This window comes from Pseudomonas sp. F3-2 (genome assembly GCF_038804275.1).
In the GTDB taxonomy this organism is placed as follows: domain Bacteria; phylum Pseudomonadota; class Gammaproteobacteria; order Pseudomonadales; family Pseudomonadaceae; genus Aquipseudomonas.
This window is the reverse complement of sequence record NZ_CP152388.1, coordinates 5,119,659-5,141,359: the sequence shown is the minus strand read 5'-3', so window position 1 is coordinate 5,141,359 and position 21,701 is coordinate 5,119,659. Positions and strand designations below refer to the sequence as shown.

Genomic DNA, 21,701 nt, shown 5'->3' with positions numbered 1-21,701 from the left:
TATGCTGTAGGAAGGTGCCATTCAAGCTCCTCAGTGAAATGTGTTTCGTCGTCGTAAATCCTTCGCAACCCACGCTCGCTAGGCGGCTATCATCTTTGCCACCGCGGTCATCTCATGCTTGGTGATCATGGGTTATGTGGTGAACAGTTGGAGGCTGCTTTACCTCTGGTGCGCCTGACCAGGGCGTTGATTTTTTATTGATTCTCGATCCTCGGTTCGGGCAAAGGGGCCGGTGTGCGATTCGTCGATCTGTTGCAGCACTATAAGCGCGTCACCCATATAGAATCAGGAGCGCAGTGTCTCATATTCTCTATAGGCCCCATGCAAGTAGGATATATAAGCGGATGATGAGGGTTTACGCTCGTTCGTTCAGTCACGAACGAGCGAATACTACCGGATTGGAGGCCGCTGTCCTATCCTTCTTGCGAAACTCGTTGACGCCTATTTTTCATGAAAATCCAAGCGGAAGCTATATCTTCGATCTGCGAAGTTTGCAATCCAGCGTGTCTCAAGATTTCACAGCCATGTGTTAATATTGCCTCTCGCATTGAGCTACTTTTAATTACTTTATTCAAAGCATTGATAGAGGATGGCTGACCCTCTGGCGAGGCAATAAGCAGCTTCTCAATCTCAGAGGGCACTAATTCTAATACACCACCACCGTAGGTTCGGCCTTCTAGCTCGGCGCTTAACGCTGTTAATGGATTGACAAATGCCGACACCATTTGTTCGGGTGATTGCCTAAGTGATTTTATCCGATATGCAGTGTCAGTTGTGTAAGCTTTCGCTTCATTTAAGATCAAGCGTGGCGCATCATGACAGCGTTTTAGCATCCCTATTTCTGTCGTGTAAACGGATGGGACGGTATACCAGCACCTCCGGATTCTGCATTTGTACCGCGTCTGCAGACCTAGAGATTCGCCGTATTGTATATATCTTGCGATTTCCGGATGATATTTGGCACTACCCTCTGGAAACCAGAGAAAGTTTGAAGGTAATCCGCTCTCACTATTTTGTAGGTGTTGTAGTTCGTCATAAATTATTCCAGGGCAGTGCTCGCTGCGCCCGAACATTTTATGAGTCCAAGCCTGTAGGTTGTAAGTCTCTACAACTTCGTCGTCAACCAGGAAGAACTTATTTGCACCGGTAACTATTCCGACATCAACCTCTGCCACAGTTCGGAAGCGATCAATACAGGGCAATGTTTCAGCTTCATCCAATAGATCTCTAATAGAGGGCTTTAAAAACGCAATCGTCCATTTTCCAGTTAGAGCTTTCCCTGTTACAGGTGTTGCTCTATCAAATACCTCTTGAGGATTTTCAGTGAGAAAGCTGCGTCCAGTCACGGGAAGTAGCCCTAGGCCTTCATTCGACTGGGATGCAAATGTTTTTTTCTCAGCCATGAGTATGATGGCACCCTGAAGTGTGCCTTCGAACCAGATTTCTTCCGGATCGATTATTACTAATTTCTTGCATTCTTTAGCTAGAAAACTCCTTAAGGATTGAGCATGCAATACGTGTATGAGTTCGGACGGCAAGACCATTGCTAAACGACCACCAGGTTTTAGCAATGCAATAGACGCCAGGACAAACGGTACCCAAGCATTAGTATGTTTTGTGAACTTACAACCTAGAGTTTTGAAAACTTTTTCGGCTGTTTCTTGAAATAACTCAGGTAAGTACTGATATCGGATAAATGGAGGGTTTCCTACGACTCCATCGAACAGACCCCTGTTACCATCCAAATGCGGAAGTGCCCAGGCTAAGAAGTCGGTGTTAATCACTTCGGTGTGATAGGCAAAATTGTCTGATAGCGATCGTGACTTAGCTGCTTCTATAAAGTCTAGTTCAAATGCTAAGACATTTGCACTTTTGGAAAATTGTATTGTATCTAGCGCCTTTAAGAAAACTCCATCACCACAACTTGGCTCAAGCAAGTCTTTGGCACCAGATTGTTCGACCCAGCGAACTAAGAAGGTCGCTATATCAAGCGGTGTATAATATCCACCCCTTAGCTTCTGCTCTGTCTCGTTGATCATGAAATTCATTTTTTCACCGCACCGGCTACAACTTGAACGCTGACGCCTTGAGCGTAGGAGCTGCGCTCATTTACATGCCTTTCAGCAGCTTGTATAAACCATTCTTTGAGAGTTAGACCATCAGCAGCTAACACTGAGTACAGACTTCGTTTAAAGTCCGGATCGATTTCTATCACAATACGACCGGAATTGCCCTTTGCCATGTCTTACATTACCCCTAACGTTATGGTACTTATGTTACATAACATATCATACATGGATTGGTGTCGCAACGTGCACAACGGAGTTGACGCATTGAGGTGGTGGTCTTAAGCCGACGAGTTGACCTGCGGTTCGATGCTACTGGCGGCGTCGAATCAGCGTTGGCGTTGCATAGGCAGGAGGTTCATGGACGTAGTGCTGACATCATCGCTGGGAGACATGAATGATCGAAACTTCATTACGCTCGAACCAAGCGGCGGCCATCTCTTCAAGTACTGGTCCAGTATCCTAATAAGCACCGGGTGAGGATCGCCTACAATACCCGAGCGGCTAAAGCTCCAAAACTCTCAAAAGACCGCAAATGCGCTGGAAGCCGCGTATTTGCTGGATCGCAGCCACAAAAAAAGACGTCCTAAGACGTCTTCATCTGCAATTTGGTGGAGCCGGGGGGATTTGAACCCCCGTCCGCCAGTACTCCGCTTTCGGGCCTACATGCTTAGCCGTGTCTATTAAGTTAACCCTCAGCGACCCGACGGGCAGGGTGCTTTGGGCGAGCTGTGTAAGTTTTAGCCGATTCGTCCACAGCGTACTGCACGGCGATCCTGTTCTGTATGACAATCATTTCGGGTTTACAGGCATCCCCTGATGATTGCTGGAGCCGAAGCTACCAGAAGGAAGGCTAGCGCCGCTTACGCAGCGAGAGCTTGTTCCCCGTAGGTTTCGTCATTGGCAACTATAGAAAGTTGCAACAGTGGATTTACGACTTCTGTTACCAAGTCGGCATGCCCCTAGAGTTTCATCACCGGCGTCGAATCCTAATCGGCCCCAATTCTGCTGCTCTAGCAGTCAGGCCGCGGAGTGTACCCGAATCAATGAGATACGTCGACTCCGCGCCTCGTGTCGCGTCACCCAGCCAGCCCGAAGGCTGGCTATCGTGTCTGCTGCACCTTACTTGGCGTTGCCGCCGCCGTCGGAACCGTCACCGCCGGTTTTCAGCGAGGTGATTTCCTTGGTGGTCAGCTCGATGCATTCCTTGTCATTGCCAGCCTTCTGCGCAGCGGTAGCGCTGGCAATGGTTTTTTCCAGCTCATCTTTGGTGTCTGCGCTGAGGTTGGTGCTGGTCGAAGTGTGAGCATCCTTCAGCGTCTGCAGGTTTGCACCGCACAGGTCATCAGCGGCGAATACCGGGGAACCCAACAGTGCAGCGGTAAGAAACAGTCCAGTCAGTGCTGTGCGCTTCATGTGTATCTCCTTGAGCCTGTGGACTCGGTAGGGCCGGTGTGTCAGGCCGATGTCCGAGATAGAGGAATAAGCGCCAGCGGGTTGTGGCGCTTAAAGAGATGGACTGTTCGCTATCGCAGGGGTTCTATTTATTTTGCGAATGGTGGGAAAAAGCCATGTTGCAGTATGTTTCGGCGAAATGGGGCAATTATTGCCCCATTTGTGTGCATCAAGCGGTTCTTGGTCGAGTGACTCGGTCGACCAGATAGACCAGTCCATGGTAGTCGATGCCTCCATGTTGGCTGAGGCCGATCTCGCATGTTCTGCTGGTTGAAATGCCTTCGCTGCAGTACTGCACGGCGTCTTTGAGCGTGCGCAGCGAGTGAGCGTTCAGCTCCGGCGTGGTGAAGCCTTTATCACCGGCAAACCCACAGCAATGGATGCCTTCGGGAATGACCACGTTGACGCTGCACAGCCTCGCCAGTTCGATCAGCGCCTGGCTTTCGCCCAGGTGCTGAGTGCTGCAGGTGACGTGCACGGCGATGGCCTCCTGTTGCGGCGTGAACACGAGTTTGTCGAGCAGGTGCGTGCGTATGAATCGCACCGGATCGTAGAGATCCAGCTGCGACGGTTTGAGGTCCTGAACCAGTCGCAGCGTACAAGGGCTGGTGTCGCAGTAGATCGGATCGAGCCCTCCGCGACTGGCTTTGGTCAGTGCTGCCAGCAGTTGCTGGCGCTTTTCTTCGGCTTGCTCGGCGTAGCCTTTGGACGCGAACGGCTGGCCGCAGCAGAGGCTGTCCTGGTTGTCGGGAAATACCACCTGATAGCCCGCTTTTTCCAGCAGGCCTCGGGTTTTGTCCATCAGCGACATCTGTTCATGATCGCCCGCGGCAGGCCCCATCACGCGCGACACGCAGGCCGCCAGGTACACCACCCGCGGGCGCTGATCTTCGATAGGCGGGGTGAAGCGAATCGCGTTTTCCGGCTGAGGCATGGCTGGCGTCCACTGCGGCACTCGACCCGATGAAGCTTTGCTGAGCGCTGCGGAAATCCGCGTCAGCCTCGGAGCGCCCAGCAGCATGCGTGCGCCGTTGGCGGCGTGCAGGGTGAAGCGCGCGCCTTGTAACGCGGTCGTGAAGTGATGCGCGAGCCAGCCTGCGGCTTTGCCATGAGTCGCTTCCTGTCCACGCAATTTTTTCACCAGCTCGCCCGTGTTGATGCCCACCGGACAACGCTGCGCGCACAGCCCGGTGGCCGCGCAGGTTTCGATGCCCTGGTAGTGATAGTCGCGCTCCAGCTCGCGGGTATCCTCGCCTGCGCGTTTCTTCGCCTGAATGTCCCGCCAGATCACGATGCGCTGGCGCGGGCTCAGTGTCAGGCCTTTGGAAGGGCACACCGGTTCGCAGAAACCGCACTCGATGCACTTGTCGACAATCGCGTCGGCGGCGGGCAGCGGTTTGAGGTGCTTGAGGTGGATGTGCGGATCTTCGCTCAGTACTACATCCGGATTGAGAATGCCGTTGGGATCGAGCAGCCGTTTGAGGGCCCACATCAATTGATACGCATCGCGGCCCCATTCCAGTTCAACGAAAGGCGCCATGTTGCGGCCCGTGCCGTGTTCGGCCTTGAGCGAGCCGTTGAACTCGACCGCTACCAGCTGCGTGACGTCGTCCATGAACGCTGAATAGCGAGCGATTTCCGTCGGGTCATTGAAGCCCTGCGTGAAGACGAAGTGCAGATTGCCCTCCAGCGCGTGGCCGAACAGGATGGCTTCGTCATAGTGATGTTTTTCGAACAGTTGAATCAGGCGCCGCACGCCGATCGCCAACTGCTCGATGGGGAACAGCACGTCTTCGATGATCACCGTCGTGCCGGTTTCTCGGACCGCGCCCACGGCCGGGAACATGTCTTTGCGAATGGCCCAGAGGCGGGCGTTCTCGGTCGGATCTTCAGTGAAATCGATTCGCTGATCCACCGGGAAGTGCGCAATCGATGCCATGATCTGCGCCAGTTGCTCGTGCAGCAACGGCTGACTGGCGGCGCGGGCTTCGATCAGCAGCGCGCAGGCGTTGTCCGACAGCTCGCGCACGAACGACGGCATGCCGGGCTTGTTCTCCACCGAGCGCATGCTGCGGCGGTCGAGCAGTTCGACAGCGGCGACGGGCTGGCTTTTCAGGACGGTCACGGCATTGCAGCAGGTCTCGACATCAGGAAACACGATCAGCGCCGAGGCTTTGTTGGCGTGGTCCAGCACGGTGTCGTAGGTGACGGCGCTAATGAAACCCAGCGTGCCCTCGGAACCGACGAGCAGGTGGCTGAGGATGTCCAGCGGATCATCGAAATCGACCAGGGCGTTGAGAGACAGCCCGGTGGTGTTTTTCAGACGGTATTTGTGGCGAATCTTTGCGGCCAGTTCGGCATTGGCGCGGGTCTCGCGTCCCAGTTGCGCCAGTTGATCAAGCAGATGCCCATGGCTTTTTCGGAAGGCGGCGACGCTGCCTGCATCTTCTGTGTCGATGCGCGTGCCATCGGCCAGCACGATGCGCATTCCCGCGAGGGTGTGATACGTGTTTTGCGCGGTTCCGCAACACATGCCGCTCGAGTTGTTGGCCACGATGCCGCCGATCTTCGCGGCGTTGATCGACGCCGGATCCGGCCCCAGTTTGCGACCGAAAGGCGCCAGCCAGACGTTCGCCTGAGCGCCGATCACGCCCGGTTGCAGGCGAATTTGCGTGCCGTGCTCGCGGATTTCGCGGCCGTTCCAGTTATCCCCCAGCACGATCAGCACTGAATCGCTGATGGCTTGCCCGGAGAGGCTGGTGCCGGCGGCGCGGAAAGTCACCGGCACCTTGTCAGCCTGGGCGAACTTGAGCAGCGCAACGACTTCGTCTTCGGATTCGACGCGCACGACCAGCTTGGGAATCAACCGGTAAAAGCTGGCGTCGGTCCCAAACGCGAGGGTCGAGAGCGGGTCGTCGAAACGACGTTGTGCGGGAATCAAACGCTTCACATCGGCCAGGAAGGAGGCGGGCAGGCTCATGCGTTCTTCCTCATCAGTTTTCTCGGGGGCGCCGCGGCATCTGACGTGCCGCGTGCGTAATGAAGGGGCGTTTTCAGGCGCCTGTGTTGCCGGCCAACGACTCACGAACCAGCGACTCGCGGCTGATCTCGCTGATTGTCTTGGCGCCGGTCAGCACCATGGCCACGCGCATTTCTTTCTCGAACAGATCGAGCAGATTCTTCACGCCAGCCTCGCCGTGGGTCGCGAGGGCATAAATGAATGCACGACCGATCAACACGGTGTCGGCGCCCAGCGCAATCATGCGCACCACATCCAGACCGCTGCGAATGCCGGAGTCCGCGAGGATTTTCAGATCGCCCTTCACCGCGTCGGCGATGGCTGGCAGGGCGCGAGCGCTGGACAGCACGCCGTCGAGCTGGCGACCGCCATGGTTGGACACGACGATGCCATCAGCGCCGAATTTAACCGCATCGCGGGCGTCATCGGGATCGAGGATGCCTTTGATCAGCATCGGTCCGTCCCAAAATTCACGAATCCACTCAAGGTCCTTCCAAGAAATGGACGGGTCGAAATTCGCGCCCAGCCAGCCGATGTAGTCCGCCAGGCCCGTGGGGTTGCCGCGATACGTGGAAATGTTGCCGAGGTCATGGGGGCGGCCGTTGACGCCGACGTCCCAGGCCCATTGCGGATGAGTCATGGCTTGCAGCACGCGACGTATCGGGCCGTTCTTGCCGCTCATGCCTGAGTGGGCGTCGCGGTAACGGGCGCCGGGCACGGGCATGTCGACCGTGAAAATCAGCGTCTTCACACCCGCGGCCTTGGCGCGCTCCAGCGCATTGCGCATGAAGCCGCGATCCTTGAGCACGTAAAGCTGAAACCACATCGGCCGGTCAATGGCCGGGGCGACTTCTTCGATGGGGCACAGCGAAACGGTGGACAGTGTGAACGGAATGCCTTTGGCAGACGCCGCGCGCGCCGCCTGCACTTCGCCTCTGCGCGCGTACATTCCGCACAGGCCGACGGGCGCCAGTGCGACGGGCATGCTCAGGGTTTCGTCGAACAGCCGGGTCTCCAGACTGAGCTCGGACATGTTCTTCAGGACCCGCTGGCGCAGGGCGATGCTGGCCAGGTCCGAGACGTTGTGGCGCAGCGTGTGCTCGGCGTACGCGCCACCGTCGGCGTAGTGAAACAGGAACGGCGGCAACTTGCGTTGCGCGGCGGCGCGATAGTCGGTCGAGGAGGAAATGATCATGAGGTCTCGCAACGTAGAGTGAGCGGGGACAGCGGCCGGGCGCGCAGCGGCGCACCCGGCCCTCGTCTCGTTAGTGCACCAGCATGCCGGTGAACCAATACGCTTGTGCGTAGGTGACGCAGCCGACGATCGCGGCGAAGAAAATGCTGTGCTTGAGGGTGAAGCGGAACAGGTCGGATTCCTTGCCCACCAGCCCCGTCGCAGCGCAGGCGACGGCGATCGATTGCGGCGAAATCATCTTGCCCGTCACGCCACCGCTGGAGTTCGCGGCCACCATCAGCACGTCGCTGACACCCAGTTGATGCGCGGTGGTCGCCTGCAGCGAGCCGAACAGGGCGTTGGACGATGTGTCAGAACCGGTCAGAAATACGCCCAGCCAGCCAAGGAACGGCGAGAAGAACGGGAACGCTGAACCCGTGCCAGCCAATACCAGCGCCAGAGTCGACGACATGCCCGAGTAGTTCATGACGAACGCGAAGGCCAGCACCATGCCGATGGAGACGATCGCCCAGCGCAGCTCGATCAGGGTTTCCTTGAAAGTGGTTAGACCCGTTTTGAAGCCAATGCGCAGGACGATCATCGCCAGAATCGCCGACACGAGAATCGCGCTGCCCGACGCTGCGAGCAGATCGAACTTGTAAACGGCGGGCATGGCGGTCGCGTTGGCGACAATCGGCGCGCCCTTCATCACCAGTTGATCCAGATGCGGCACCGGGAAGTTCATGGTCAGCGACTGCAAGGGCCCGCCGGCTGCGAACAGCGCCTTGAAGGGCTTCAATGTCCAGATCGTCACGATGACCGTCAGGATCAGGAAGGGCGACCAGGCTTTGATGATCGTGCCTGCGGAGTAAGGCGATTTTTTGGTCGTCCGAGGCTGGCCGAAACCGCCAGGGCCGCCGCCCATCACCACTGCGCCGCCACCGGCGCTGGCCACTTGCATGTCGGCCGCACGAGCCGGTTGCCACACCTTCAGGAAGAAGGTCAGGGACAAGAGGCTGACCAGCGCCGAGGTAATGTCCGGCAGTTCCGGGCCAATGTAGTTGGACGTCAGGAACTGCACGATGGCGAAGCTGCCGCCGGCGACGAGCGCCGCAGGCCAGGTCTCTTTCACGCCCTTCACGCCATCCATCATGAACATCAGCCAGAACGGCACGAACACCGAAAGCAGCGGCAACTGCCGACCCGCCATCGCGCCGATCTTGAACGCGTCGATGCCGGACACCTGGCCGGCGACGATGATCGGAATGCCCAGTGCGCCGAACGCCACAGGCGCGGTGTTGGCAATCAGACACAGCCCTGCCGCATAAAGCGGGTTCAGCCCCAAACCGACGAGCAGCGCTGCGGTAATGGCAACCGGCGCGCCGAAGCCTGCCGCACCCTCAAGAAATGCACCGAAGCAGAAGCCGATCAGCAACACCTGAAGGCGTTGGTCGTCAGTGATCGACATGACCGAGCTGCGGATGATTTCGAACTGGCCGCTTTTTACCGTCAGTTTGTACAGGAAGACCGCGGCAATGATGATCCACGCAATGGGCCACAGTCCGTACAGAAAACCGTAGACCGCTGACGCGATGGCCATGTCGGCTGGCATCTGGAAAGCGAAGATGGCGATCAGCACAGCCAGCAGCAGGGTGACAGCACCTGCAACGTGCCCTTTGAGCCGGAATACCGCCAGTGCGAGGAAGAAGAAAACGATCGGGATGACTGCAGCGAGTGCCGAAAGGCTCAGGCTGCCCAGAGGTGTGTAGAGCTGTTGCCAGGTTTGCATGTAGGAGGCCCCTAATTGTTTTTGGTTAGGCCCGGTGTGCATGTCTTACGCGCGCTGCTCCTGCAGGGGACAACTGCTTTCCTGTCGTCCTGCCGGCGCTGACGAACGAGTCGCACAGCTCACCAGCTCAGGTATTACGCCGTCGCGAAATGCCTGCGGCGAACGCAGTGGATGACCGCCAGTCGCCGGCATCAATAAATTGGTAATACCAATTTACAATGTCTTGTCGCTAGGTTAAAAGCCTTGGCATTGGTGTGTCAATTTAAGGCGCTAAAACTTTTGTAGTACTAAGCGTCGGTTTTGCCTGAAACGGTAGTTTGTCCTACATCTGCCGGGTGAATGTCTGACCACAATCAGCGAGAATAAGCGCCCCCGCAGCCGTGGCGGGGGAAGCCGGTTGTGGATGTGGAGCGAGGGGTATGGGCTTTGATCAGGTGCGTCAGCGCCGCTTGTCTGACGACATTGTCGAACAGCTTGAGAGGATGATCCTTGAGGGCACGCTGAGGGCTGGCGGACGTCTGCCGGCCGAGCGTGCGCTTGCCGAGCAGTTCGGTGTGTCGCGTCCTTCGTTGCGCGAAGCCATCCAGAAACTCACCGCCAAGGGGTTGTTGGTCAGTCGCCAGGGCGGCGGCAATTATGTCGTGGAAAATCTGGGCTCGACCTTCAGCGATCCATTGATGCACCTCTTGGAAAGCAGCCCCGAGGCGCAGCGCGACCTTCTGGAATTCCGTCACACCCTCGAAGCCTCCTGCGCGTATTACGCCGCCATTCGCGCAACCGACGTTGACCGCTTGCGGTTACGCGAGGCGTTCGATGCCCTGCAGGATTGTTACAGCCGGGTGGATGAAGTGAGCCGAGCGGAGGAGGGCGCGGCTGACGCGAACTTCCACCTCGCCATCGCCGAAGCCAGTCACAACGCAGTGCTCTTGCACACGATTCGCGGACTGTTCGACTTGCTGCGGCGCAACGTCGTCACCAACATCGGCGGGATGTACAAACAGCGCGCGGAGACCCGAGACATGCTGATCAATCAGCATCGTGAGCTGTATCTGGCGATCATCGAGGGGCGTGCCGATGACGCGCGAGAGGTATCCAGCCGTCATTTGCTGTACGTGCAGGAGGTTCTTGAGGAAGTGCGTCAGCAGGTGCAGCGCACTGCGCGCGCCGAGCGGCGCAACGGGATCTGATCGATAACGGCTACCAGTAGAAGCGCGCTTGCCTGAGATGTTGGTGAGTCAGTGACGTATTGATCGTCTGACACCCTGCAATCGCGGGCAAGCGCGCCCCTACAGGTCTGGCGCAGACCTTAGAAGACCGAAAGAATCAGTCTTCCTTGCCCTTATTGCGCACCGCGCGTTGCAGCTCGCGATTGGAGTCGCGCTCGCGCTCGGTATCGCGCTTGTCGTATTCCTTCTTGCCTTTACCCAGAGCGATTTCGCACTTGATCAAGTGCGCCTTCCAGTAAAGCGCGAGGGCGACAGCGGTATAACCTTTCTGGGCAACGGCAGCGTTGAGCCTTTCCAGCTCGCGCTTGTTGAGCAGCAGTTTACGGGTGCGTGTCGGGTCAGCGATGACGTGGGTACTGGCTGTCGTCAACGGCGTGATATGGCTACCCATCAGCCAGGCCTCACCGTCCTTGAGCAGCACGTAACTGTCCACCAGCTGCACCTTGTTGGCACGCAGGCTTTTTACTTCCCAGCCAGCCAGGACCAGACCGGCCTCGAACTTGTGTTCGATGAAGTAATCGTGACGCGCCTTTTTATTTTGCGCGATGGTCCCTGTGGGATGTTTCTTGAGCTTAGCCATAGGCGACGCATTATAGGGATCAACGGTGCTCTCGGCTACGGGCTCGGCGATGCTTGAGCACTGTGCTTGAGCACGCAGAGTGAATCCCGGACAATGCGCGATCTTTTTTGCGTGCTGGACGTGTCGACGATGTCAACGGACAAGGTTTCGGTTCATGGGAGTTGGGCGAGTCGCTGGGTGTTCATTCTGGCGGCCACCGGCTCGGCCGTGGGCCTGGGAAGCATATGGAAATTTCCCTATATGGTCGGCGTCTATGGCGGCGGCGCGTTCGTGCTGGTGTTCCTGGCGTGCATCGCGCTGATCGGCATTCCGGTCATGATTGCCGAAACATTGATCGGTCGTCGCGCCCGGCAAAGCCCCGCCAACGCACTGAAGGCGCTGGCTGTCGAGGCCGGTCATTCGCCGAAGTGGTCCTGGGGCGCGTTCGCCGGGATGATCACGGCGCTGCTGATTCTTTCTTTTTATAGCGTCGTGGGCGGCTGGTCGCTCGAGTACATCATCGATGTCGGCAAGGGTGATTTTCAGGGCGTGACGCCCGAGGGCGTTGGCGGGTTTTTTGGCGAAATGATCGCCGACCCGTGGCGTCTGGTGGGCTGGCATACGCTGTTCATGCTGCTCTCGGCAATCACCATCGCCAAGGGCGTCAACGCGGGGCTCGAGCGCAGTCTGCGCATCCTCATGCCGCTGTTGTTCGTGTTGATGGTGATATTGCTGGGCTACAGCCTCACCACCGGGCACTTCATGGAAGGCCTGCATTTCATGTTCGACTTCACGCCCGAGAAGTTGCTCGACGGCCTGCTGCCGGCGATGGGTCACGCTTTCTTTTCGCTGAGTGTCGGCGTGGGTTCCATCATGATCTACGGCGCGTACATGACCAAAGAGGCGTCGATCAGTGCGACCGTGGTCGGCGTGGCGTTGCTCGACACCTTTGTCTCACTGCTGGCAGGGCTTGCGCTGTTTCCGATCGTCTTCGCGGCAGGCCTGAACCCGAGCGAAGGCCCTGGCCTGATGTTCGTCACCTTGCCCTATGCATTTGGTAACGTAGCGTTCGGTACAGTCATGGGTGTGGTGTTCTTCATCCTCGTTGCTGTGGCAGCGTGGAGCTCCGCAATTTCCCTGCTCGAGCCGATGGTGGCGTACCTGGTGGAGCGCACGAAAGTACGTCGCGGCTGGGTCACGTTCTGGCTGTCGTTCATCTGCTGGTTCGTGGGGCTGGGGACGGTTTTCTCGTTCAACATCTGGAAGCAGGCCAAATTTTTCGTGAACGAAGGCGGCGCGTTTCATCTCTACCAGTGGGGAGCGACGTCGGGGCTGGATTTCTTTGGCGTGATTGATTTCTTCACCTCGCGGATCATGTTGCCGCTGGGTGGATTGTGTTTTGTGATATTCGCAGGTTGGGTGATGGGACGCGCCGCGGTACGTGACGAATTGTCCGTACGCAGTCCGGTCCTGTTCGCTTTGACGTTCTTTTTGATGCGCTATGTGGCGCCGATCGGCATCGTGATTGTCTTTGCCGCTCAGCTTTGGAAATGACGCTGACATGACTACGCATATTCAACGTTCGGCCCTGTTGCCATACCCCGCACAGGCTCTCTACGACCTGGTCAACGACGTGAGTCGCTACTCGGAGTTTCTGCCCTGGTGCTCCGGCGCCACGGTGCTGGAACAGAGCGACAACGCGATGCGCGCGCGGGTCGAGGTGGCCAAGGGTGGTTTGAGTCAGCACTTCGTCACGCGCAATACGCTGACGCCGGGCCAGACCATCGAGATGAACCTGGAGGAGGGCCCGTTCAGTCAGCTCCATGGCGTCTGGACGTTCAAGGCGTTGAACGAGAAGGCCTGCAAAATCAGCCTAGATCTCTCGTTCGATTACTCCGGACCTATCGTGCGGGCAACGCTGGGGCCGCTGTTCAACCAGGCCGCCAACACGCTGGTCGATGCATTTTGCCAGCGAGCCAAAGAGCTGCATGGCAGCTGACATGATCAGCGTCGAAGTGGTGTATGCAACTGTGGATCGGCAGGTGCTGCTCAAGCTCGATGTGCCCACCGGGACGACTGTGCGCGCAGCGGTTGAGGCCTCAGGAATTGCCCGGCACTTCCCGGAGCTTGAACGTGCTGACTGCCCGCTGGGGATTTTCGGAAAAGTGGTGAGCGATCCGGCGCAGCGCAGGCTCGAGCCGGGCGACAGGATCGAGATTTATCGTCCTTTGCTGGCAGACCCGAAAGAGGTGCGTCGTCTGCGCGCCGAAAAGGCGGCAAAGGTGCGAAAGGCGCAGAGGCCGATTTAAGTTTTTCATCGGCTCGATTGAGGAGCAACAAAAAGCCCGGCATTGCCGGGCTTTTTTGTGCAGCTTAAATGACGCAGAAACTGTGGATCAGCGCGGGCTGGTGTCCAGCGGTTCCTGAGTTGGGACCGGCACGGTTTCGACTTTGTCGACGTCATTCTGGATCTGCTCAAGCAGGGAGCCAGGCTTCGGCGGCTCTTCCTTCTGAGGCTGATCGCCTTTGTTTTCGGGCGTTGCGTTGGTATCGCTGCCTTTGCCGAGGATGGCTTCGTCACGGCTCACGCCGGGTTTGAAGTCACCGGACAGGCTGGCCAGTTGATCGCTACCATTGAAGATCAGGCTGATGCGCTCCTGCTGACGCTCACCGCCACCGGGCTGCAAGCTGTACAGGTAGTCCCAGCGTTCAGGGTGAAAAGTGTCGGTCAACAAGGGGTTGCCCATGATAAACCTTACTTGCCGACGGGTCATTCCGGGGCGTAACTGGTCTATCATGTCCTGCGTGACGACATTGCCCTGTTGGATGTCGATTTTATAAACCCCGGGGAATGAACAACCGGCGAGTGCGAGCAGTCCCACGAAGGTGAAACTGGTTAGCAAGAGCTTGGTGTTTTGCATCGGTGGGCGACTTCCACTATCTTGGCTGGGACAACGTAAACCCCGATCATACCTGCATTAAGAGAAGCTGCGAAGCAGCGTCTGCGAGAAAGCTGACCATGGTTGAAAATAGCGAACTACGCAAAGCTGGACTTAAAGTGACCCTGCCGCGGGTCAAGATCCTTCAAATGCTCGATTCTGCAGAGCAGCGCCACATGAGCGCGGAGGACGTCTACAAGGCGCTTATGGAGGCCAACGAAGACGTCGGTCTGGCAACGGTTTACCGTGTTTTGACTCAGTTCGAAGCAGCCGGGTTGGTGGTTCGCCACAACTTCGACGGCGGTCATGCCGTATTCGAACTCGCCGACGGAGGCCACCACGACCACATGGTCAATGTGGATTCCGGTGAGGTGATCGAATTCTTTCATAAAGGAATCGAAGAGCTTCAGAAACAAATTGTGGCCGAACACGGCTTCGAGCTGGTGGACCACAATCTGGTGCTCTACGTGCGCAAGAAACAGGCGTAAGTCTTTTTCTGTAGCAAAACAAAGGCGACCCTCGGGTCGCCTTTGTCGTTTCTGGAAGATGGTCAGGATTTCGCTGCCACCACCATCTTTTTCGCGTGAGCCAGTGACTCCTTGGTTAGGTCGATCCCGCCCAGCATCCGCGCCACTTCTTCGACGCGCTCGTTTTTGCTCAGTTTCGAAACAGCCGTCCGGGTCGCATCGTTTTCGCGGACCTTGTGCACGAACAGATGCTGATGCCCCTGCGCTGCGACTTGAGGCAAATGCGTCACCGTCATGACCTGGCCGCGCTCGCCAAGGCGCCTCAGCAGTTGGCCGACGATTTCGGCCGTTGGCCCGCCGATGCCGACGTCCACTTCGTCGAACACCAGTGTCGGGATGCGCGAGGTCTGGGCCGTGATGACCTGAATGGCCAGACTGATCCTCGACAGCTCACCGCCCGACGCCACTTTCGCCAGCGCCTTGAGCGGCTGACCGGGGTTGGCGCTGACCAACAGTTCCACTTGTTCGAGGCCGTGGGGGGACAATTCTTTGTCGACGTTCTCCTTGAGCTCGATATTGAAGCGTCCGCCGGGCATGCCCAGTCGCTGGATTTCGTGTTCAACCGAATGTGCGAGTTCAGGCGCCGCGCGATGACGCAGATCGCTCAGCTCGCGGGCTTTTTCCTGATAATGCCGTGCGTAGGATCCCAGCTCATGCTGCAGGCGTTCGACCGCTTCATCGTTGGCGTTGAGCGTTTCGATTTCGTCCAGCAACTTCTGATGCAGCGCAGGCACTTCGCTCGGCTGCACGCGGTGTTTGCGCGCCAGCGTGTAGATGGTGTCGAGCCGTTCTTCGATCTGTTGCAGGCGGGCCGGATCTGCTTCGAAACGATCGAGGAATCGATTGATCTCGCCCACGGCTTCCTCGACCTGAATCTGTGCGCTGGAGAGCAGATTGGTCGCCTCGTTCAGCGCATCCGGCGAGTTGTTCACGCTGGTGAGCCGGTTGAGGCTGGCCGTCAGCGCATTCAGAGCGTTGCCTGAGTCGCTTTCGCTGCACAGCTCGACGACCTGCCTGCAGATACCGAGCAGGCTTTCGGCATTGGTCAGCGTGGTTTGCTCTTGTTCCAGATGCTCGAGTTCGTTTTCGCCCAGGCTCAGGCTTTCGAGTTCTTCGAGCTGGTAGCTCAACAGCTGATGCTTGGCGCGCTGCTCGTCGCCCGAGTTGGCCAGGCGTTCCAGCTCCTGACGCGTCTGACGCCAGCGCTGCGCGGCCAGTTGAACCTGGCGGGCCAGATCGGTGGCGCCCGCGTACTCATCCAGCAATCGCCGATGTGTATCGGTCTTGAGCAGCGACTGATGCTCGTGCTGGCTGTGAATGTCGATGATCAGCTCGCCCAGTGCCTTCAGATCGCCCTGCGGGCAGGGGGTGCCGTTTATGTAGGCACGCGAGCGGCCCTCGGCCGTGATCACGCGACGCAATATGCACGGGCCGTCTGTTTCCAGGTCGCGCTCTTTCAGCCATGCGCTGGCTTCGGGAATGTCCGACACATCGAACGTCGCCAGAATGTCTGCCTTGTCGGCGCCCGGTCTCACCACGCCGCTGTCGGCTCTGTCGCCCAGGGTCAGGCCCAGTGCGTCGAGCATGATCGATTTACCGGCACCGGTTTCGCCGGTGATCACGCTCATGCCCCGATCGAGTTCCAGATCGAGGTGTTCAACGATGGCGTAGTTATGTATGGACAGGTGCACCAGCATAAGGGCGGCTCCCAAACGATTTGTCTGGTTATTTATACAGTGTTTCGCTCAAGCCTGACAATGCCCCGGGCCGGCTCGATTTGACGGGCGGTTGTGTGTTTTGTGTTCAAGTGCGGCGCCTGCGCCCGGCCGTGCAGGAAAATCCGGCCATGGCGGAAAATTTGTAAGGTCATTCGCCTCATCCTGCATCGAAACCCCTTGAAGCCGAAAATTACGGCCCCATATAGCCGGGCAGAAGCGTGAGTTGAGCTCACGGACGTAATTAGAAGGAGAGAACTATGGCTGACGAACAGAACCCGGACACGCAGGCTCAGGATCAGGCTGGCGACGCGGCGACCTCCGGTGAGGATTTGGCAACTCGTGTGCAAGTGCTGGAAGAGCAACTGGCTGCAGCGCAGGACCAGTCCCTACGTGTCGCTGCGGATCTGCAGAACGTCCGCCGTCGTGCAGAACAGGACGTAGAGAAAGCCCACAAATTCGCGCTGGAGAAGTTCGCCGGCGACCTGCTGCCGATCATCGACAGTCTGGAGCGTGGTCTGGACCTGTCCAACCCGGATGACGAGAGCATCCGCCCGATGCGTGAAGGCATCGAGCTGACGCTGAAAATGTTCAACGACACCCTCAAGCGTTTCAATCTGGAAGCCATCGACCCGCACGGCCAGCCGTTCAACGCCGAGCATCATCAGGCGATGGCGATGCAGGAAAGCGCGGACGTGGAGCCGAACAGCGTTCTGAAGGTGTTTCAGAAGGGTTATCAGCTTAACGGTCGTCTGCTGCGCCCGGCCATGGTCGTGGTCAGCAAGGCACCGTCGCCTGTTACACCGTCAATTGACGAGCAGGCTTGAAATCAGCTGAGCGGGCCCCATCTAAGGGCCATGGTTTAAAGAATTACCGCAATTTGTAAACGCAGTTGCGGCAACCAAATTCAAAGTTTCGGGAGAGTCAAAACATGGGCAAGATTATCGGTATCGACCTGGGGACCACCAACTCCTGCGTCTCGGTTCTGGAAAACGGTGTAGCGAAGGTCATCGAGAACGCCGAAGGCGCGCGTACTACCCCTTCGATCATCGCGTACGCCAACGACGGCGAAACCCTGGTCGGTCAATCGGCCAAGCGTCAGGCGGTCACCAACCCGCACAACACCCTGTACGCGGTAAAGCGTCTGATCGGCCGTAAGTTCGACGAAGACGTCGTGCAGAAAGACATCAAGATGGTGCCTTACACCATCGCCAAGGCTGACAACGGCGACGCATGGGTTTCGGTCAACGACAAGAAGATGTCGCCTCCTCAGATTTCCGCCGAAATCCTGAAGAAAATGAAAAAGACCGCCGAAGACTATCTCGGTGAGCCTGTGACTGAAGCGGTCATCACCGTTCCGGCCTACTTCAACGACAGCCAGCGTCAGGCCACCAAAGACGCCGGCCGTATCGCCGGTCTGGACGTAAAGCGCATCATCAACGAACCGACCGCTGCCGCACTGGCCTACGGTATGGACAAAGCCAAAGGCGACCACACTGTCATCGTTTATGACCTGGGTGGCGGTACCTTCGACGTTTCGGTCATCGAAATCGCCGAAGTCGACGGCGAGCACCAGTTCGAAGTGTTGGCCACCAACGGCGACACGTTCCTGGGTGGTGAAGACTTCGACATTCGTCTGATCGACTACCTCGTTGACGAATTCAAGAAAGAAAGCGGCATGAACCTCAAAGGTGACCCGCTGGCGATGCAGCGTCTGAAAGAAGCTGCTGAAAAAGCCAAGATCGAGCTGTCTTCCAGCCAGTCCACCGACGTCAACCTGCCGTACATCACTGCAGACGCCACCGGTCCGAAGCACCTGAACGTGAAGATCTCCCGCGCCAAGCTGGAATCGCTGGTTGAAGACCTGGTTGCCCGCACCATCGAGCCTTGCCGCATTGCGTTGAAAGACTCCGGTATCGACATCGGTGCGATCAACGACGTGATTCTGGTCGGCGGCCAGACCCGTATGCCGCTGGTTCAGCAGAAAGTCACCGAGTTCTTCGGTAAAGAAGCGCGCAAGGACGTCAACCCTGACGAAGCCGTTGCCATGGGTGCTGCAATTCAAGGTGCGGTACTGGCCGGCGACGTGAAAGACGTTCTCCTGCTGGACGTCAGCCCGCTGACCCTGGGTATCGAAACCATGGGTGGCGTGATGACCGCGCTGATCGAGAAAAACACCACGATTCCTACCAAGAAATCGCAAGTGTTCTCGACTGCCGACGACAACCAGAGCGCCGTGACCATTCACGTGCTGCAAGGTGAGCGCAAACAGGCGGCTTCCAACAAGTCCCTGGGCAAGTTCGACCTGGCCGAGATTCCACCAGCGCCACGTGGCGTGCCTCAGATCGAAGTGACCTTCGACATCGACGCCAACGGCATCCTGCACGTCGGCGCGAAAGACAAGGCTACCGGCAAGACTCAGTCGATCGTAATCAAGGCCAACTCGGGTCTGTCGGATGAAGAAATCCAGCAGATGATCCGCGACGCTGAAGCGAACTCGGAAGCGGACAAGAAGTTCGAAGAGCTGGCGTCTGCCCGTAACCAGGGTGATGCACTGGTTCACTCGACTCGCAAGATGGTCGCTGACGCAGGTGACAAGGTCACTGAAGAAGAGAAGACCGCGATCGAAGCTGCTGTGGTTGCCCTGGAAGCTGCTGTCAAAGGCGACGACAAGGCTGCCATCGACGCCAAGGTCGAAGAGCTGTCGAAAGTCTCCGCTCCGGTCGCTCAGAAGATGTACGCCGAGCAGGCTGAAAAACCTGAAGCCGGTGCTCAGCCTGCGCAGGAAGAGCACAAGGCTGACGACGTCGTCGACGCTGAGTTCGAAGAAGTCAAAGACAACAAGTAAGCGCAGGCTCACTTGATCGCCGGTTGACCGCTTTCAAGCGGTCGCTGGTAGGATGTCGCCGCGCGGGAGCTTGCTCCCGCGTTGGCGTGTCTGGAACACCCGAATTTTCAAGCTGCGCGAAGGTGTCTTCGCGGGCTGTGTGGCAAAGGCGGATGCTCCTGCAATCCGGCTTGTTCTGCCGCTTTCCTCGGTCGATCGAAGGCCGTTGAACCAAGACCAGGATCGTTGAATTGACGTGAGTTGGGTCCGGGCCTGAAAGGGGCTCAACGAGTTCGGCAAACTCAGGAGGGTTATGCCGGGCGTCCTCAAGAGTGCAGAAAACTTATGTCAAAGCGTGACTATTACGAAGTATTGGGGGTGGAGCGCGGCTCCAGCGAGGCGGACCTTAAAAAGGCGTACCGTCGTCTCGCGATGAAGTATCACCCTGACCGCAACCCGGGCGACAAGGCCTCGGAAGATGCGTTCAAAGAAGCCAATGAAGCGTACGAAGTGCTGTCCGATGCCAGCAAACGTGCTGCGTATGATCAATATGGTCATGCCGGTGTCGATCAGAGCATGGGCGGCGGCGGTGCCGGTTTCGGCGGCGCAAACTTCTCCGACATTTTCGGCGATGTCTTCAGCGACTTCTTCGGCGGTGGCCGTGCCGGCGGCGGCGGACGTGGCGGCGCCCAGCGTGGCAGCGACCTGCGCTACACCCTGGAACTGAATCTCGAAGAAGCCGTGCGTGGCACCACCGTCAGCATTCGCGTGCCGACGCTGGTCAACTGCAAGCCGTGTGACGGCAGCGGCGCCAAAAAAGGCTCTTCGCCTGTCACTTGCCCGACTTGCGGCGGCATTGGCCAGGTTCGCATGCAGCAGGGTTTCTTCTCCGTTCAGCAGACCTGCCCGCGTTGCCACGGCAACGGCAAGATCATTTCCGACCCTTGCGATTCCTGCCACGGCGAAGGCCGCGTCGAAGAATACAAGACGTTGTCGGTCAAGGTGCCGGCGGGCGTCGACACGGGCGATCGCATTCGTCTGTCGGGCGAAGGCGAGGCGGGTGTGCAGGGTGGTCCGACGGGCGACCTGTATGTCGTGATCAATGTGCGCGAGCACGCGATTTTCCAGCGCGACGGCAAGCACCTGTACTGCGAAGTGCCGATCAGCTTCACCGACGCTGCGCTGGGTGGCGAGCTTGAAGTGCCGACGCTGGATGGTCGCGTCAAACTGAAAATCCCTGAAGGCACCCAGACCGGCAAGCAATTCCGTCTGCGCGGCAAGGGCGTTGCGCCTGTGCGCGGCGGCGGTGCGGGCGATCTGATGTGCCGCGTTGCGGTGGAGACGCCAGTCAACCTGGGTCGTCGTCAGCGTGAATTGCTCGAAGAGTTCCGTGCCTCGCTGGAAGGCGACAGCTCGCATTCGCCCAAGGCCAGTGGCTGGTTCGAAGGCGTGAAGCGTTTCTTCGGCGATCTCTGAGGAGCAGGGCATGCGACGTATTGCAGTGATGGGCGCTGCCGGGCGTATGGGCAAGCATCTGATCGAAGCCGTTCAGGAGCGCGCGCCGCTGACAGGGCTGACCGCGGCGATCGTTCGTCCGGGCAGCACGATGATCGGTGCCGACGCGGGTGAGCTCGCGTCGATTGGTCGTATCGGTGTGCAGCTGACCGGCAACCTGGAGCAGGTGGCGGACGAGTTCGATGTGCTGATCGATTTCACGCTGCCGGATGTGATGCTGAAAAACCTCGCCTTCTGCCGCAAGGCCGGCAAGGCGATGGTCATCGGCACCACCGGCCTCAGCGCTGAGCAGAAGCAACTGCTGCAGGAAGCCAGCAAAGACATCCCCATCGTCTTCGCGTCCAATTTCAGTGTCGGCGTAAACCTGTCATTCAAGCTGCTGGAAATGGCGGCCAGGGTGATGGGTGACGACGCAGACATCGAAATCATCGAAGCGCATCACCGCAACAAGGTCGATGCGCCTTCGGGAACGGCTGTCAGCATGGGTGAAGTGATCGCGCGGACTTTGGGTCGTGATCTGAGCAAGGTTGCGGTCTACGGCCGTGAGGGTCATACCGGCGTGCGCGAGCGTGACACCATCGGTTTTGCCACGGTGCGCGGTGGTGACGTGGTGGGGGATCATACGGTGCTGTTCGCCGCAGAGGGCGAGCGCCTGGAAATCACCCACAAGGCCTCCAGCCGGATGACCTTTGCCAAGGGAGCCGTGCGCGCTGCGCTGTGGCTCGATGCCAAATCCCCGGGTCTTTACGACATGCAGGATGTGCTCGAGCTTCACTGATTGGCGTAGTTGAACCCGTAACAATGCGGGCAGATCAGGTCTTTTACCTGTATCCTGCCCGCAGTTTTGACCCGCTACGCGATGTCCTGTCGCATTCCTCTGCCTTCAAGGC

The 21,701-nt window shown here is 58.1% G+C and carries 18 protein-coding genes and 1 other RNA gene; 9 read left to right on the top strand and 10 right to left on the bottom strand.

What is annotated here, in order from left to right:
- Positions 1 to 413: 413 nt before the first annotated feature.
- The 7 genes from AAGQ88_RS23020 to AAGQ88_RS22990 form a co-directional block, all read right to left on the bottom strand.
- Positions 414 to 2,048 carry an N-6 DNA methylase gene (locus AAGQ88_RS23020; protein WP_342653672.1) on the bottom strand — a complete coding sequence of 545 codons (1,635 nt, stop codon included), beginning with the start codon at positions 2,046 to 2,048 and terminating at the stop codon, positions 414 to 416.
- A complete protein-coding gene (locus AAGQ88_RS23015; RefSeq protein ID WP_342653671.1) occupies positions 2,045 to 2,242 on the bottom strand; it encodes a hypothetical protein in 198 nt (65 codons plus the stop codon). Before AAGQ88_RS23015 ends, AAGQ88_RS23020 begins: the two co-directional genes overlap by 4 nt.
- A gap of 433 nt (positions 2,243 to 2,675) precedes the next feature.
- Positions 2,676 to 3,067, bottom strand: a transfer-messenger RNA (tmRNA) gene (gene ssrA, locus AAGQ88_RS23010).
- A 121-nt stretch (positions 3,068 to 3,188) separates the two neighbouring features.
- Complete coding sequence (locus AAGQ88_RS23005) at positions 3,189 to 3,482, bottom strand: hypothetical protein (protein WP_342653670.1); 294 nt, start codon at positions 3,480 to 3,482, stop codon at positions 3,189 to 3,191.
- Positions 3,483 to 3,690: 208 nt separating this feature from the next.
- Positions 3,691 to 6,501: an FAD-binding and (Fe-S)-binding domain-containing protein gene (locus tag AAGQ88_RS23000; RefSeq protein ID WP_342653669.1), complete on the bottom strand. Its 2,811-nt coding sequence runs from the start codon at positions 6,499 to 6,501 to the stop codon at positions 3,691 to 3,693.
- Positions 6,502 to 6,574: 73 nt separating this feature from the next.
- The gene (gene lldD / locus AAGQ88_RS22995; RefSeq protein ID WP_093464366.1) at positions 6,575 to 7,735 is read right to left on the bottom strand and encodes an FMN-dependent L-lactate dehydrogenase LldD; all 1,161 of its coding nucleotides are present in this window, start codon (positions 7,733 to 7,735) and stop codon (positions 6,575 to 6,577) included.
- Positions 7,736 to 7,805: 70 nt separating this feature from the next.
- Positions 7,806 to 9,503, bottom strand: a complete 1,698-nt coding sequence (locus AAGQ88_RS22990) for a lactate permease LctP family transporter (RefSeq protein ID WP_342653668.1) — start codon at positions 9,501 to 9,503, stop codon at positions 7,806 to 7,808.
- Between the two features lie 419 nt (positions 9,504 to 9,922).
- Between AAGQ88_RS22990 and AAGQ88_RS22985 the strand changes: the two genes are divergently transcribed.
- Positions 9,923 to 10,690, top strand: a complete 768-nt coding sequence (locus AAGQ88_RS22985) for a GntR family transcriptional regulator (protein WP_285422976.1) — start codon at positions 9,923 to 9,925, stop codon at positions 10,688 to 10,690.
- A gap of 136 nt (positions 10,691 to 10,826) precedes the next feature.
- On the opposite strand, the gene smpB is transcribed toward AAGQ88_RS22985, so the two are convergent.
- The gene (gene smpB, locus AAGQ88_RS22980; protein ID WP_062389795.1) at positions 10,827 to 11,309 is read right to left on the bottom strand and encodes an SsrA-binding protein SmpB; all 483 of its coding nucleotides are present in this window, start codon (positions 11,307 to 11,309) and stop codon (positions 10,827 to 10,829) included.
- A 129-nt stretch (positions 11,310 to 11,438) separates the two neighbouring features.
- Here smpB and AAGQ88_RS22975 point away from each other — a divergent pair, with 129 nt between their 5' ends.
- From AAGQ88_RS22975 to AAGQ88_RS22965, 3 genes are read left to right on the top strand one after another with little or no spacing between them, the layout of a single operon-like run.
- Positions 11,439 to 12,842 carry a sodium-dependent transporter gene (locus AAGQ88_RS22975; protein WP_342655870.1) on the top strand — a complete coding sequence of 468 codons (1,404 nt, stop codon included), beginning with the start codon at positions 11,439 to 11,441 and terminating at the stop codon, positions 12,840 to 12,842.
- A 7-nt stretch (positions 12,843 to 12,849) separates the two neighbouring features.
- The gene (locus AAGQ88_RS22970) at positions 12,850 to 13,287 is read left to right on the top strand and encodes a type II toxin-antitoxin system RatA family toxin (RefSeq protein WP_093464361.1); all 438 of its coding nucleotides are present in this window, start codon (positions 12,850 to 12,852) and stop codon (positions 13,285 to 13,287) included.
- A complete protein-coding gene (locus tag AAGQ88_RS22965) occupies positions 13,277 to 13,597 on the top strand; it encodes an RnfH family protein (protein ID WP_342653667.1) in 321 nt (106 codons plus the stop codon). The genes AAGQ88_RS22970 and AAGQ88_RS22965 overlap by 11 nt, the downstream gene beginning before the upstream one ends.
- Positions 13,598 to 13,684: 87 nt before the next feature.
- On the opposite strand, the gene AAGQ88_RS22960 is transcribed toward AAGQ88_RS22965, so the two are convergent.
- Positions 13,685 to 14,209, bottom strand: a complete 525-nt coding sequence (locus tag AAGQ88_RS22960; protein ID WP_093464358.1) for an outer membrane protein assembly factor BamE — start codon at positions 14,207 to 14,209, stop codon at positions 13,685 to 13,687.
- A gap of 98 nt (positions 14,210 to 14,307) precedes the next feature.
- On the opposite strand from AAGQ88_RS22960, the gene fur reads away from it, so the two are divergent.
- Positions 14,308 to 14,715 (top strand): ferric iron uptake transcriptional regulator, encoded by a 408-nt coding sequence (fur, locus tag AAGQ88_RS22955; protein WP_093464352.1) that lies wholly within the window; start codon positions 14,308 to 14,310, stop codon positions 14,713 to 14,715.
- A 62-nt stretch (positions 14,716 to 14,777) separates the two neighbouring features.
- Here fur and recN read toward each other — a convergent pair whose 3' ends face one another.
- On the bottom strand, positions 14,778 to 16,451 hold the full coding sequence (gene recN / locus AAGQ88_RS22950) for a DNA repair protein RecN (protein WP_285422979.1): 1,674 nt from the start codon (positions 16,449 to 16,451) through the stop codon (positions 14,778 to 14,780).
- Positions 16,452 to 16,729: 278 nt separating this feature from the next.
- On the opposite strand from recN, the gene grpE reads away from it, so the two are divergent.
- The 4 genes from grpE (at position 16,730) to dapB (ending at position 21,589) form a co-directional block, all read left to right on the top strand.
- Positions 16,730 to 17,296, top strand: coding sequence for a nucleotide exchange factor GrpE (gene grpE, locus AAGQ88_RS22945; protein WP_093464346.1), 567 nt, complete (start codon positions 16,730 to 16,732; stop codon positions 17,294 to 17,296).
- A gap of 104 nt (positions 17,297 to 17,400) precedes the next feature.
- Complete coding sequence (gene dnaK / locus AAGQ88_RS22940; protein WP_342653666.1) at positions 17,401 to 19,317, top strand: molecular chaperone DnaK; 1,917 nt, start codon at positions 17,401 to 17,403, stop codon at positions 19,315 to 19,317.
- Between the two features lie 324 nt (positions 19,318 to 19,641).
- Positions 19,642 to 20,772, top strand: coding sequence for a molecular chaperone DnaJ (gene dnaJ / locus AAGQ88_RS22935; RefSeq protein WP_342653665.1), 1,131 nt, complete (start codon positions 19,642 to 19,644; stop codon positions 20,770 to 20,772).
- Positions 20,773 to 20,782: 10 nt separating this feature from the next.
- Positions 20,783 to 21,589 carry a 4-hydroxy-tetrahydrodipicolinate reductase gene (gene dapB, locus AAGQ88_RS22930; protein WP_342653664.1) on the top strand — a complete coding sequence of 269 codons (807 nt, stop codon included), beginning with the start codon at positions 20,783 to 20,785 and terminating at the stop codon, positions 21,587 to 21,589.
- Positions 21,590 to 21,701 lie beyond the last annotated feature (112 nt).

Excerpts from the sequence above, each read along its gene's own strand:
- AAGQ88_RS23000 (WP_342653669.1), bottom strand. The coding sequence starts at position 6,501 with ATGAGCCTGCCCGCCTCCTTCCTGGCCGATGTGAAGCGTTTGATTCCC.
- AAGQ88_RS23005 (WP_342653670.1), bottom strand. The coding sequence starts at position 3,482 with ATGAAGCGCACAGCACTGACTGGACTGTTTCTTACCGCTGCACTGTTG.
- AAGQ88_RS23015 (WP_342653671.1), bottom strand. The coding sequence starts at position 2,242 with ATGGCAAAGGGCAATTCCGGTCGTATTGTGATAGAAATCGATCCGGAC.
- dnaK (WP_342653666.1), top strand. The coding sequence starts at position 17,401 with ATGGGCAAGATTATCGGTATCGACCTGGGGACCACCAACTCCTGCGTC.
- AAGQ88_RS22975 (WP_342655870.1), top strand. The coding sequence starts at position 11,439 with ATGTCAACGGACAAGGTTTCGGTTCATGGGAGTTGGGCGAGTCGCTGG.
- dapB (WP_342653664.1), top strand. The coding sequence starts at position 20,783 with ATGCGACGTATTGCAGTGATGGGCGCTGCCGGGCGTATGGGCAAGCAT.
- dnaJ (WP_342653665.1), top strand. The coding sequence starts at position 19,642 with ATGTCAAAGCGTGACTATTACGAAGTATTGGGGGTGGAGCGCGGCTCC.
- fur (WP_093464352.1), top strand. The coding sequence starts at position 14,308 with ATGGTTGAAAATAGCGAACTACGCAAAGCTGGACTTAAAGTGACCCTG.
- AAGQ88_RS22965 (WP_342653667.1), top strand. The coding sequence starts at position 13,277 with ATGGCAGCTGACATGATCAGCGTCGAAGTGGTGTATGCAACTGTGGAT.
- AAGQ88_RS22990 (WP_342653668.1), bottom strand. The coding sequence starts at position 9,503 with ATGCAAACCTGGCAACAGCTCTACACACCTCTGGGCAGCCTGAGCCTT.
- grpE (WP_093464346.1), top strand. The coding sequence starts at position 16,730 with ATGGCTGACGAACAGAACCCGGACACGCAGGCTCAGGATCAGGCTGGC.
- recN (WP_285422979.1), bottom strand. The coding sequence starts at position 16,451 with ATGCTGGTGCACCTGTCCATACATAACTACGCCATCGTTGAACACCTC.
- AAGQ88_RS22960 (WP_093464358.1), bottom strand. The coding sequence starts at position 14,209 with ATGCAAAACACCAAGCTCTTGCTAACCAGTTTCACCTTCGTGGGACTG.
- AAGQ88_RS23020 (WP_342653672.1), bottom strand. The coding sequence starts at position 2,048 with ATGAATTTCATGATCAACGAGACAGAGCAGAAGCTAAGGGGTGGATAT.
- AAGQ88_RS22970 (WP_093464361.1), top strand. The coding sequence starts at position 12,850 with ATGACTACGCATATTCAACGTTCGGCCCTGTTGCCATACCCCGCACAG.
- lldD (WP_093464366.1), bottom strand. The coding sequence starts at position 7,735 with ATGATCATTTCCTCCTCGACCGACTATCGCGCCGCCGCGCAACGCAAG.
- AAGQ88_RS22985 (WP_285422976.1), top strand. The coding sequence starts at position 9,923 with ATGGGCTTTGATCAGGTGCGTCAGCGCCGCTTGTCTGACGACATTGTC.
- smpB (WP_062389795.1), bottom strand. The coding sequence starts at position 11,309 with ATGGCTAAGCTCAAGAAACATCCCACAGGGACCATCGCGCAAAATAAA.